General features: G+C 36.6%; 12 protein-coding genes. 2 read left to right on the top strand and 10 right to left on the bottom strand.

The genetic code is table 11. From position 1 onward, the window contains the following. Positions 1-342: 342 nt before the first annotated feature. The 5 genes from BZG42_RS04495 to uvrB all read right to left on the bottom strand — a co-directional run bounded on the left by BZG42_RS04495 (position 343) and on the right by uvrB (position 5,888). Entirely contained in the window at positions 343-1,209 is an 867-nt protein-coding gene (locus BZG42_RS04495) for a MerR family transcriptional regulator (RefSeq protein ID WP_120171616.1), read from the bottom strand. Between the two features lie 637 nt (positions 1,210-1,846). Further along, entirely contained in the window at positions 1,847-2,596 is a 750-nt protein-coding gene (locus BZG42_RS04490; protein WP_120171615.1) for an ADP-ribosyltransferase, read from the bottom strand. Between the two features lie 461 nt (positions 2,597-3,057). Then, on the bottom strand, positions 3,058-3,234 hold the full coding sequence (locus tag BZG42_RS04485; protein ID WP_155963819.1) for a hypothetical protein: 177 nt from the start codon (positions 3,232-3,234) through the stop codon (positions 3,058-3,060). A 157-nt stretch (positions 3,235-3,391) separates the two neighbouring features. Further along, positions 3,392-3,787: a GNAT family N-acetyltransferase gene (locus BZG42_RS04480; protein ID WP_227985526.1), complete on the bottom strand. Its 396-nt coding sequence runs from the start codon at positions 3,785-3,787 to the stop codon at positions 3,392-3,394. 115 nt (positions 3,788-3,902) lie between these two features. Beyond that, positions 3,903-5,888 carry an excinuclease ABC subunit UvrB gene (uvrB, locus tag BZG42_RS04475; RefSeq protein WP_155996304.1) on the bottom strand — a complete coding sequence of 662 codons (1,986 nt, stop codon included), beginning with the start codon at positions 5,886-5,888 and terminating at the stop codon, positions 3,903-3,905. Between the two features lie 195 nt (positions 5,889-6,083). Here uvrB and BZG42_RS04470 point away from each other — a divergent pair, with 195 nt between their 5' ends. Continuing rightward, a complete protein-coding gene (locus tag BZG42_RS04470; RefSeq protein ID WP_155996303.1) occupies positions 6,084-8,282 on the top strand; it encodes an ABC transporter substrate-binding protein/permease in 2,199 nt (732 codons plus the stop codon). Further along, positions 8,282-9,022, top strand: a complete 741-nt coding sequence (locus BZG42_RS04465; protein ID WP_024532886.1) for an amino acid ABC transporter ATP-binding protein — start codon at positions 8,282-8,284, stop codon at positions 9,020-9,022. Before BZG42_RS04470 ends, BZG42_RS04465 begins: the two co-directional genes overlap by 1 nt. Before the next feature lie 107 nt (positions 9,023-9,129). Here BZG42_RS04465 and BZG42_RS04460 read toward each other — a convergent pair whose 3' ends face one another. The 5 genes from BZG42_RS04460 to BZG42_RS04435 all read right to left on the bottom strand — a co-directional run bounded on the left by BZG42_RS04460 (position 9,130) and on the right by BZG42_RS04435 (position 13,030). Further along, a complete protein-coding gene (locus BZG42_RS04460) occupies positions 9,130-9,294 on the bottom strand; it encodes a transposon-encoded TnpW family protein (RefSeq protein ID WP_155996302.1) in 165 nt (54 codons plus the stop codon). Positions 9,295-9,383: 89 nt separating this feature from the next. Continuing rightward, positions 9,384-10,157, bottom strand: coding sequence for a helix-turn-helix domain-containing protein (locus BZG42_RS04455; RefSeq protein WP_155996301.1), 774 nt, complete (start codon positions 10,155-10,157; stop codon positions 9,384-9,386). A gap of 160 nt (positions 10,158-10,317) precedes the next feature. Then, positions 10,318-11,802, bottom strand: coding sequence for a MobQ family relaxase (gene mobQ / locus BZG42_RS04450; RefSeq protein ID WP_155996300.1), 1,485 nt, complete (start codon positions 11,800-11,802; stop codon positions 10,318-10,320). 240 nt (positions 11,803-12,042) lie between these two features. Next, on the bottom strand, positions 12,043-12,363 hold the full coding sequence (locus BZG42_RS04440) for a DUF3847 domain-containing protein (RefSeq protein WP_155996299.1): 321 nt from the start codon (positions 12,361-12,363) through the stop codon (positions 12,043-12,045). Positions 12,364-12,487: 124 nt separating this feature from the next. Then, positions 12,488-13,030, bottom strand: coding sequence for a GNAT family N-acetyltransferase (locus BZG42_RS04435; RefSeq protein WP_155996298.1), 543 nt, complete (start codon positions 13,028-13,030; stop codon positions 12,488-12,490). Positions 13,031-13,114 lie beyond the last annotated feature (84 nt).

The following is a 13,114-nucleotide window of genomic DNA, read 5'->3' as shown; positions in this document are numbered from 1 at the left end:
CATTTTTTTAAATTTTTACAAAATTATTTTTAGTTTTTTGAAAATGTATAAATAATTACACTATTTTTCTATGACATGGCAGTACTCTCACTCAGGTATTTTAAAGGAAAAATATATTAGAGAATTTTAACAATTTTAACAAACAAGCACATTATCTTTATTTTTGCAAGAAATATGCTCACAAAACTTTATCCTAGGGGTAAAGTTTTGTGAACTGAACAACTATTTATCAGTCAAACATCATGACATCTCCCCTAATTAACTGATTCGTTAACTGGAAAATATAAAAAACGGCCTGAAGATGCTCTTTACATTCTTCAAACCGTCCATCTATTAACTATTTTATTGATAAAGCTCATCCTGCGTGACAACAGGAATAATAATCTCTGTTACAAACTCATTATGGTCCTGAGTTACCCAATAATCAATGACATGGCGTTCATAACACTCATCTTTTAGGCTATATTTATGCTTCTCTGCATAGTGTAGCAAATACTTATATGTCTCAGCAATACTTTCTAGTGGACCAATGTGATAGCAGGTTAAAGCCATAAAACCGCCAAATTTTGAAAAAGTTTCCGACTCTGGAAAACAATGCTGCAAGATAGTTGCGAATTTACTTTCCCCCTTCATCTTTTTTAGATAAGAGTTATATTTCAAAATAACCGGCCCTGAAACTTCTAAATGATGTGCTTCTAAATGCCTAATCCACTCCAAATTGATGATCGACTCTTTGTAATTATAGCTATAAGGCTGTTCCAAATAACAATAACTTGCCTGCTCAGAATAATATTTTACACTAATCATCTGCTCTATGTTTGCTCCAGGATGATGCTTCCTACTTTGCAGGCACATCTCACCCTCAACAATCAATTCTAACCAATCATCCACGGATGATAGTGCGATAGATAGCTCTTCACGCTCGGCATTGATCTCGTCGCGCCTTTTCTTGAGATGATGATAGTGAGTAGAGCACCCAGCTACATGAATCAGCTCTTTAATTCTTTTTAAACTTAACCCAACTTGCTGATAATACTTAATCAATGGTATCAGCAACAGAGCATCTTTATCATAATAGCGGTAGCCATTCTCACTGGAAATATGCTTAGGATGGATTAGATCTAGACTTTCGTAGTAGCGCAATGTTTTTGTTGAAACACCACTCATAGCAGCCGCTCTACCAATTGAAAACAAATTATCTACTCCCATGTTATCCCCCCTATTCTATATTTGTAAATCTCATCACACAAATCATCTTAATATACAATTTCTTAATTGTCAACGTTTTCACAAAGAATATTTTTAACAGGAAAAAAGAAATGAAAACAAAAAATAGACTAGTTTCTTACAAATAACAACAGACTATATATACAATATCCTTTATAAAATACACAAATACTCCAATTACAACATCTTAACTAAAAATAAGAAATGAATACTTGAATGACAAAAAACGAATGAATAGAGTGCATTAAAAAATATTTACCCCTATTCATTCGTTTTATATATATGTTTTGTTTAATCTATCAAAAAATCATTTGCATGTTTTTTAGATTGATTTCTTTTAAACTTATTCCCTGATTCACTATTGCTATTTTTATTGTATATAATTACATTTATGCCTTTTTACAGTATCCAGAACCAATGAGCCTTAATTTAAGCTCACTTGATCGAATCTGACCTGTGAATCCAGCAACCTTCCATCTCATTCATTACCTGAATATTTCAATATTTATGCATAAAAAATAATGTATTTGTTGGAAATCCTTGCTTTTTTTCAGATAATTCTCCGCAACGATTGACTAAAATTGACTTTTTTTGACCAGCCTCCATAAGTTAGTATAACTTATAAACTCCCCTTAAAGTGAACTTCTATATTCAATCTTTTATTGTCTTCCGACAAGTAGGCTCCTATCACCTCCAATTGACCTCCTCTTGGGAAGAGAAATTCAAGCTCTGAAGGAAAATAGGAATAGGGGGCAACAAATGCTGCATAACTTCCTTGCTTAACTCTCAATCGTAGCTCTATAGGCCTGTGTGTTAGTGCTCCGTACTTTAATGCAGTAGTACTCATAAAACTATATTTTTTATATTGAGTCCCAGATTTTATTTTGCTCAATATCTCTGGATCAAACCGCTTATCCTTATAATATTGATTTAAGTCAGACTGAGTTAGTCCTAAGTCTAATAAAAAAGTTTCATACACATAGCGATAAACAATAATATCCCAAGGAATTGCCAGTTTATGGGTTGCTTGATCTAGCAAAACAACCTGTTGCTTTATTTCGGGAGATAGTTGTTCAATATCTCCTTTGACAGTTTCGATTGCTGTATTTATTGGAGTAGCTTGGTTATAGGTATAATCATGCATAATCTTTTTTTCCGCTTCTGTAAATACAATATTTTTTGTCCACCAGTTATTAACAATATAGTTAGTAATATCCGAATCATTAAACTTAAAATATGCCCTATCATTCTCAAATACTACCGAATCTGTTTCATCATAATGATCGATTGCAAATACATGATTTTGCTCAGTAAATAAGAAAAAGATAGAAAGCAGTGTAAGTATTAATTTGTGTAATTTTTTGTTCATTTTATTGGCTAACCAAGGCCCTTTCTAATTTTTATTATTTAGATATTATGTTTTAAAATTTGTCTGCCATAACCAGACACTATTAGTATATCACTTCGATACGTTTTCTTATACTGATGCCTATCGAATGTTCGTTTTTTACTGTATAATGACTTTTTTAAAGAACTTCTATCTACATGACTAACCTTTTGGAAAAATGCTTGGATAAAATTAGGATCTGAGAACAATGATTATGCAAGGATATTGTTAGTTCCTGCAATTCTTAAAATGTTCGCTTGTCTTCTTTAAACTAAAAAAAAGGCGAAAACATTCTCAAATGTTCTTGCCTCAATAACAATATTATACCTTGGTCTCCTCTTCCTCTAGATATTATGATGGTAATGTTAAATCAACTGTTCTTCCATTTTTATCCCAACAATGGTCAGTTACAAACACATTTTTAACTGACCCTAACTGTTCAACTAGCAGCCAATAACCAGAAAAGTCCGCCAATATTCACAAAAGATAGAAACATAATTCCCTCTATAAGATTTTCTACCAAATTCTGATAAAGGATGATAACTATATTTTTCTTCTAACCACTGGTTGATAGAGTTCGTATCAGCTAGAAAATAGCGATAACCGCTATCTCCTACCATCCCTCTTAAAACCACATGGTTTCTTTCTCATGGTCAAGAAAAGTTCACTTTGATGGGTCAATTCATGACCAATCATTTGGAGGAGATTATTATCCGATTCAGAGATATAGTCATGTAAGGCAAGCTTGTGATGATTTGCATCGCTAACTAAACAAAACTACTTCCTAAACACCATCCTATGTTCTACTCGATCTACTCCTAATTTCACAGTCTTGGTGACTCCATCAAAGCGAAAACCAATTTTTTCGTAAAAAGCAATGGCACGCACATTCCCCTCTAGTACCCAGAGAGCAATCTTATCAAAACTCTGCATTTTTTTCAAATCTACTTGCATAAGCTGATAGCCAATCTTTTTTCCATAATAATCAGCCAAAACGTAGAGAGCATAGAGCTCGCCTGCATTTTCTAAATCTGCCTGATTAGACACACCATAGCAAACAAATCCAATGGCCTGATTATCCACCAAAACAACTAGAGCATTTTGAGGATAGCGAGTGGCCCAGTCCCGACAGCAATCTAGTGTACGGATATTTTCAAGAAACTCCTGCGGCAATAAGCCAACATAAGTCTCCTGCTAGGCTTTCCAATGAACATAGGCTTTGCCTTCTATTTCTACTTCTGTTTCCATCTTTTTAATGCGCATTGTAAATCCCTTTCGACAGATGATATTACAGATTCTTTAGTTCAATCACCATATCCCGAATCTGTGCTGCCAATTCAAAGTCAAGAACTTCTGCCGCCTCCTGCATTTGACCTTCTAGTTTTCTGATCATAGCTTTACGTTCTTCCTTGTTGAGGGCATGGAAGTCAATGACTTCTTCCTTATCTTGTGTAACAACCTTAGTAACACTAATTAGATCACGAATTTCTTTCTTAATAGTCTGTGGTACAATACCGTGCTTCTCATTATAGACCATTTGAATCTGACGACGCCGAGCAGTTTCATCAATAGCCTTGCGCATGGATTCTGTAATCTTATCAGCATACATGATAACATGACCTTCAGAGTTTCGTGCTGCCCGTCCAATTGTCTGGATGAGCCCACGTTCGTTGCGAAGAAAACCTTCCTTGTCAGCATCTAAGATAGCGACCAGGCTGACTTCTGGTACATCAATTCCCTCACGAAGTAGGTTAATCCCAATCAAAACATCAAAAACCCCCAAGCGAAGATCACGAATAATTTCTGTCCGCTCCAATGTCTTAATATCCGAATGCATGTACTTGACCTTGACACCCATTTCTTTCAGGTAATCAGTCAGATCTTCTGCCATTTTCTTGGTAAGAGTCGTGATAAAGGTTCGCTCGCCCTTCTCCGCTCGAACAGTGATTTCCTCTAAAAGATCGTCCATCTGTCCCATGGTTGGTCGAACCTCCACCTCGGGATCCAAGAGTCCAGTCGGTCGAATAATTTGCTCGACAATAGTATCTGTCTGTTCCATCTCATAGTCACCTGGAGTTGCTGAAACATAGACAATCTGGTGGATATGACTCTCAAATTCTTCTCTGCGCAGCGGACGGTTGTCCAACGCACTCGGTAGACGAAAACCGTAGTTAACCAGCATTTCCTTACGTGAGCGGTCACCATTATACATCCCCTTAATCTGCCCCATGGTCATGTGACTCTCGTCAATCATGATAAGAAAATCCTCAGGGAAAAAGTCTAACAACGTATACGGCGGCTCTCCTTCACTACGACCATCCATGTGACGAGAATAGTTCTCAACACCATTAGTGTAGCCCATCTCCCGCAGCATCTCAATATCATAGTCGGTACGTTGTTTCAATCGCTGAGCTTCTAAGAGTTTACCTTCTGCCTCAAAAACCTTAAGCTGTTCCTCCAGTTCCGCCTGAATCTTCGCAATAGCCATCTCCATGTGGTCATCATTCGTCACAAAGTGGGTAGCTGGAAAAATTGCCAAGTGTTCCACATCACCTAAAACTTTCCCTGTCAGGCTTTCAATCTCTCGAATGCGGTCAATTTCATCACCGAAAAATTCTACTCGAAAGGCATGTTCATCACGCGAAGCTGGAAAAACCTCCACCACATCACCTCGAACACGAAAACGTCCCCGCTGAAAGTCAATATCATTGCGCTCAAACTGAATGTCCACCAGAGCATTCAAAAGCTCATCACGAGAAATCTCCTGACCTGGTCGTAGGCTAACTACACTATCTGAGTATTCCTTTGGTGAGCCCAAACCATAGATGCAAGAAACTGAGGCTACTACAATCACATCATTGCGTTCTAGCAAGGCTGATGTCGCTGAGTGTCTCAATTTGTCAATCTCATCATTAACTGAACTATCCTTTTCGATATAGGTATCGCTAGAAGGTACATAGGCCTCGGGCTGATAATAATCGTAGTAAGAAACAAAATATTCCACCGCATTTTCAGGGAAAAATTCCTTAAACTCACTGTACAATTGACCAGCCAAGGTTTTGTTATGAGCGATAACCAAGGTTGGCTTATTGACCCTAGCAATCACCTGACTCATGGTATAGGTCTTACCTGTACCAGTCGCCCCCATGAGAATCTGAGCTTTTTCTCCCCCTTCAATATTGTCCACTAAGGTTTCAATCGCTTGAGGTTGGTCTCCTGATGGAGAATAGCTAGATACTAATTTGAATTGATTTTCATTACTTCTGTTTATCATACTTCTATTTTATCATAACTTTATTTCATGGTGAAACATTCGATTCCTCTGATAAATATTTCAAGAATATTACATTTTCTCACAATTCAATAACCTTTCATGTCACAAAATGTAACATGGTTCGATTCCTGTTTTTGCAATAATGCTCAGAATATGGTATACTGGGACAGTTATCTAAATAGAAGGAGTATGGAAATGAAGAAAAAATTATTCATGTTATTGGCAAGTATTTTGCCAGCATTCTTTATCTTTACCGGTATAAAGGCTAACGATGCAATTGATATTGTATTTGACAATGCTTATGCCCCATTCGAGTTTAAAGATTCAGATCAGGTCTATAAAGGATTGGATGTTGATATTATCAACGAAGTAGCGAGACGTTCTGGTTGGACGATTACTAAGAGTTTCCCTGGCTTCGATGCTGCAGTCAATGCAGTCCAAGCTGGTTCTGCTGATGCTCTCATGGCTGGTACAACCATTACTGAGGCACGAAAAAAAGTATTCACCTTCTCAGATCCTTACTTTGATACAAAGATTGTGGTTGCGACAACCAAGGCAAACACGATTTCATCATACAAGGATTTAAAAGGAAAAACTGTCGGTGTTAAAAATGGTACAGCTGCTCAAGCTTTCCTTGATGAAAACAAGGGTAAATATGGATATCATATCAAGACTTTTGATACAGGTGACCTGATGTACAATAGCCTTTCAACAGGCGCTGTTGATGCGGTTATGGATGATGAAGCAGTCATCAAATATGCTATCCAACAAGGACAGGATCTCAGCATTGATATTGCTGGTGAAGCTATCGGTTCATTTGGATTTTCTGTCAAAAAGGGTAGTCAATACGAATACCTTGTAAAAGACTTCAACAAGGCTCTAGCGGAAATGAAGAAAGACGGTACTTATGAAACTATCATGGACAAATGGTTAGGATCATCAACTACCACTTCAGAGACTACGGATTATTCATCTCGGCTCAATTTAACAGGAAGTGCTACAGCCAAAGCAACACCGGCTAAAGCTAGTTATACCATCGTAGCCGATTCATCATTTGCACCATTCGAGTACCAAGATAAGTCTGGCAATTATGTCGGTATTGACATGGAATTGATTAAGGCTATCGCTGAACAACAAGGTTTTACCATTTCCATTCAAAATCCTGGCTTTGATGCAGCTCTGAATGCCGTTCAAGCAGGACAAGCCGATGCTGTCATCGCTGGTATGTCTATCACCAATGCACGTAAAGAAATTTTTGATTTCTCAAATGCCTACTACACTTCCAATATCCTACTTGCTGTCAAAAACGGGAGTGAGATTGCTTCCTACAAAGACTTGAAAGGTAAGATTGTCGGCGCAAAAAATGGTACTGCCTCCTATACCTTCCTAGAAGAAAACAAATCCAAGTACGGTTATACGCTAAAAGCCTTTGATGAAGCTTCAAGCATGTATGACAGCTTAAATTCCGGATCAATTGCCGCTTTGATGGATGACGAAGCAGTTCTCCTCTATGCCATCCAACAAGGGCGCGACTTTGCTACGCCAATTCCAGGTGAAAAATCTGGTGAGTACGGATTTGCGGTCAAAAAAGGGACAAATCCTGAATTGATTGAAATGTTCAACAACGGTTTAGCTGCCCTTGTAAAATCTGGCAAATACGATGAAATCTTAAACAAGTACTTCAATTCAACCAAAAAGACCGATACTTCAACCTCAACTGTTGATGAAACAACTATTTTCGGTCTGTTAAAAAATAATTACGGTCAATTGTTCTCAGGACTTGGCATTACGATTGGTCTTGCCCTTCTTTCATTTACTATCGCTATTGTTATCGGTATTATCTTTGGGATGTTTGCGGTTAGCCCAATCAAAGCACTCCGCGTCACTTCATCTATATTTGTCGATGTAGTTCGTGGTATTCCACTAATGATTGTCGCAGCCTTTATCTTCTGGGGAATTCCAAACCTGATTGAGTCCATGACAGGCCAACAAGCACCAATCAACGACTTTGTTGCTGGAACAATTGCCCTCTCGCTCAACTCAGGTGCCTATATTGCTGAAATTGTTCGCGGTGGTATCCAAGCTGTTCCAACTGGTCAAATGGAAGCCTCTCGAAGTCTGGGTATTTCCTATGGAACAACCATGCGGAAGATTATCTTGCCACAAGCAGGGAAAATCATGTTGCCAAACTTCATCAACCAATTTGTCATCACTTTAAAAGATACAACCATCATTTCTGCAATTGGTTTGGTTGAACTCTTCCAAGCAGGGAAAATCATTATCGCCCGTAACTATCAATCATTCCGTATGTATGCCATCCTTGCTATCATCTACTTGGTAGTTATCACACTCTTGACTCGCTTGGCTCGTAAACTTGAAAAAGGAGGTAAATAATGGCTCAATTAAAAATCAACGTCCACGATTTACACAAGTACTATGGTAAAAATGAAGTTCTCAAAGGAATTACTGCTAAGTTCTACGAGGGAGATGTCGTTTGTATCATCGGTCCTTCCGGTTCTGGTAAATCTACCTTCCTTCGCACAATGAACTTGCTTGAAACGATTACCAGTGGTCAAGTAACTGTTGATGGTTATGATTTAACAGATCCAAAAACAGATGTTGATGCCTTCCGCTCAAATGTCGGTATGGTATTCCAACACTTTAACCTTTTCCCGCATATGTCCGTGCTAGACAACATTACCTTTGCTCCCATTGAACACAAGTTGCTAGACAAGACTCAGGCTGAAAAGGTCGGTATGGAATTATTAGAAAAGGTTGGTTTATCAGACAAGCGCGATGCCATGCCTGATAGTCTCTCTGGCGGACAGAAACAGCGTGTAGCCATCGCTCGTGCCCTAGCTATGAATCCAGACATCATGCTCTTTGATGAACCAACTTCAGCCCTTGACCCTGAGATGGTCGGTGATGTACTGAAGGTCATGAAGGACCTCGCTGAACAAGGAATGACAATGCTGATTGTTACCCACGAAATGGGCTTTGCTCGCAAGGTTGCCAACCGTGTTATCTTTACGGATGGCGGTGAATTCCTTGAGGATGGTACTCCTGAGCAAATCTTTGATAACCCGCAACATCCTCGTCTCAAAGACTTCCTAGATAAAGTTTTGAATGTTTAAATACTTAAAATCTTGACAAACTGTCAAGGTTTTTTCGATGTACTCAGCAATTACTCACCTCTTTGGGAAGATTTGTCAAGGACATAAACAAAATTTCTTTGACAAATTTATATCTTCTCTGTTTCTCTCTTGATTAGCTTTAGTATTTTATCCTTGTGTGTTTCGCCTGTACCTTGCTTAAAATGTAAGTTTACAGTGTATTTTGTCTTTCCAATATCCATAATTAACTGTTTATGTGGTGGTACTTGTATTTTCCTTTTTTCTTCTTCCATAAGTTCTCCTTTCCATTTTTAGACAATAAAAAAACAGTAAACCCTTTTGATTTACTGTTCATAAAAAATAATTATTCAAATTTTGAAAGCTAAAATTTATCTATTTTATCTCTAAACTTCCTTTTTAGCTTAAATGATAGGCTTGATGAGTATTGCTCATTTTTAACCAATAATTCGTATGCTCCCATAGCATTTAACGAATATGCAAATCCAAACAATCCTATTCCAAAACCAAAAAATATAAATGAATGATATTCTGTCCATCTGCTAACTGTTAGCCCTAAACTAACAAGTCCTAAAATAAACAAAATTGTTGACGGTATTGCAATAAAAATATATTTTCTTTTTTTCAGAGCGTATTCTTCCCTTAATGTTTTTAGATACTCATAATCAAATAGCAAAGGTTCTTGTTTTAATATTTTATACTGCTCATTTTCAGCAAACATTCCAAATACCATTAACCCAATTCCAAGAACTACACAAACTGCCATTCCTAAATATGAAATAGATTTATCATGAGAAAAAATTGTATATGGAATTCCTGTAAAAGCTAAAAACATAAAAGATAAACTTATTAAAAAACTGATCTTTTTTTCGTTTGCAATATATCCTGTTGCAACCTCTTTACTCACATAATATCCCTTTTCATTAGAACTATTAGCTATCTTGTCGTCTTTCAATAAATAATCTACCGACACTTCAAACACATTGGAGAGTTGAAGTAATTTTTCAACTTCTGGAAACCCCTGATTGTTTTCCCACTTACTAATAGCTTGTCTTGTTGTTCCAATTTGTTCTGCTAAGTTTTCTTGAGATATCCCTTTTTCTTTTCTTAACTTAAAAAGTTTTTCGCCTAAATTCATATATGAAACCTCCTTGTAGTTTGGTAATTAAAATCTATCAAACTACAATGTATACTTCTACCATTTAACAAATGCACTTTCGCAACATGAAGTTGCATTTGTGTTTTTTCATTATTTTACAAACATTATTTGTATTATTATACCATTTTTTCGCTTAATTTTATAGGTCTAACTCGTTCCGCTTTACCTGTGATAGTCGCTTTTCTTGTTCCTGTAATTGTTCTATACAGATCTTAACTTTTTCAGCCTGTTCTACTTCTTCTCGTATCTCTAATATTTGACTATAAAGGCTATTTTTCTCTTTCTTCAAAGTAGTAAGTTCCGATTTCCATTTTGATATAGCTAAGGTCTTGCTTTCTCCTAAATGTTCTTTTAGATATTTTCTTGCACTCTCAAATAAAATAATCTCTGCGGTATGTTCGTTATAAAAATCTTCCTGCTTGCTTTTCTTTATCTTGGTATAGGTTTTATATATGTCTTTATGTTTCAAATATTTCTCTGCTTGGTCGATAAGCTGTACTCTGTCATTGATTTTCTTTTCGGTATCTTTTATTGCTCTTGTAGTCTTGTAATTCTTATCTCTTAATGCTGATATACTTTCTTTCAATTCGGATATTGATGTAATATTTTTCTCTTTCAAGAATTGATAACTTTCAATATATTTTTCTAAGTTTATATTACTATTATCTGCATTTTCTTTTATGAGATGAGAGAGCATATCTGTTAAATCATTTTGTTTTGGTAGGGTGGTGGATTGTATAGCCATATCGTCCTGTTTATCTTTTGATGTATCATTATTTTTATCTTTCGTTAAACTCCTTATCCATCTCATTAAGGCTTTGATTCGTCTTGCAATTTCTCTTAATATCTTGTTTTGATGTTTGATTTCTCGGTTGATATTTCCTCTATCGGTGGCTATACCTTTCTTCTCCATTTGGGTAGCTGATACGCCTAAATGAATGGTCGGTATTTGTTCTATGCCTTGTCTTTGATAGGAACGGTGATCTACTTTTTCCTGTATGCTATTTTCTTCCAAATATTTGTTTGTAATGTCTGCCCATGCTTTTCGCCAATGTTCCGCTCTGTCTTGTTCGTTCCAATCTACTGTATTGATTTTTCTTGTTTTGTAATTGCCATTTTTGAGTTTTACTTTTTCTCCGTTTTCATCAAGGATATATTCTTTTTTTGATTTTGCTCCCCATGTTGTATCTTCGTTTAACGGTCGCATGGTAAGTAGGATATGTGCGTGTGGGTTTCCATCATTTTTATCGTGTAAGGCGATGTCGGCACACATACCGACTTTTACAAAATTTTCTTTTACATATTCTCTTACAAGATTTATTTGTTTTTCTCTGCTTAATTCTTTAGGTAATGCAATTTCTATTTCTCTTGCAAGCTGTGAATTTTTACTTTTTTCTATTTTCTCCACGCTATTCCATAAGACAGAACGGTTTGAAAATTCTTCAGGTGCATTTTGCGGTAATAGAATTTCGGTATGTGCTATTCCACCTTTTCTTGTAAAGTCATGGACTATTCCGTCATATTCATTTTTTATCTTTTCGCCACTTCGATAGGCGGAAGCTGCTACTGCACTTTTGCCTTTACCTCTTGAGATAATCTTTATGCAAAGATGATATATCGCCATAGCTAAAAACCTCCTTTCGTTTTTCTGATACTTTGATGTGGCGATGGATAAGACTTCCTAAAAAAATCGGATAGCTTTTATCCGATTTCTTTTGGGAAGTACACAAGGGGTAGGAAATTTATTTCCGTAGGGGAGTGTAGCTCCCCTGTATCAGCGTTAGCTGATATACCCTCTGCTAAGAGCCTTCGGAGAACGCACACACCCTTTAGGGTGTATAAGTGCGCCCTTGTAAACAAGGGACTATTCCTCTGTGTTTATTTCTTCCTCTCGATTTTCTATGTTTTCTTCTTCTGTTTGTTTTCTTTTCTCTATGATTTTTCTGATTTTTTGATTGACCGCTTCTTTAATATTCGGAAATGTAATGAGCTGATAAAATTCATCTTTGGTTAAGTTCTTGCTTTCGGTAAAGATACTTTCAAAGACTGCTCCTTTTTCATAAAGCCGTCTATCTCTCTTTTTTCTCTCTTCCTGTTTCTGCTGACTGATTAGCTTTTTTCTTTTATTTTGTAACTGCTTGATTTCTTCTTCTGTCATTAAGATTTTTTCATCTATGTTTTTCATTTTTTCTTTTCCTCTCTTTCTAATTTTGAGCAATAAAAAAAACAGTAAACCGATTTGATTTACTGTTTCGTGAACTGCTATGTTATAGCTTGTATTTAATTATTTTACTTCGACAAACTGGGATTTACTTAAATGAAATCCACTCTGCTTTTGATAGGCAGGTTATGTACTCTTTGCGAAGAACACCTTCTAATGCACAAGGAACGTTCTCTTTTGTATGATGATAACGGAAACCACATTTTTCCTGAACTCTCTTTGATTTTGTATTGCCGTCAAAATAACCGCACCACATTTTCTTCAGATTCAGGTCATCAAATCCATGTCTCATAATCTCTTGAACTGCTTCCGGTATAAGACCCTGACCCCAATACGGAACTCCTATCCAGTAACCGATCTCTCCCTCAGTATCAGGAATACCTATATTACTTGCAGAGCCTATCATCAATCCTATGCTACCCACCGGCTGCATTGTTTCTTTTAAAACCACAGCGTATGTCTCCGGTGCGGAAAGAACACTTTTTATAATCTCCTTGCTGTTTTCAACATCGGTATGTGCTGGCCAACCCGCAATCGGACCAACCTCCGGATTACTGGCATATTGAAATAAATCATCCGCATCGCTTTCTACCCATGGGCGAAGAATCAACCTTTCCGTTTCTAAAAACATTTTTTCCTCCACAACTTCTAATTTTTCTCTCTAAATAATTAACAATATTATACCATTTTTAAGCCAGTTTTTCTATCTCCTCTT

Origin of the sequence: Streptococcus sp. DAT741 (assembly GCF_009866825.1) — a bacterium.
In the GTDB taxonomy this organism is placed as follows: Bacteria; Bacillota; Bacilli; order Lactobacillales; family Streptococcaceae; genus Streptococcus; species Streptococcus ruminantium.
The sequence above is the reverse complement of the archived record's forward strand: the minus strand, read 5'-3'. Positions and strand labels throughout refer to the sequence as shown.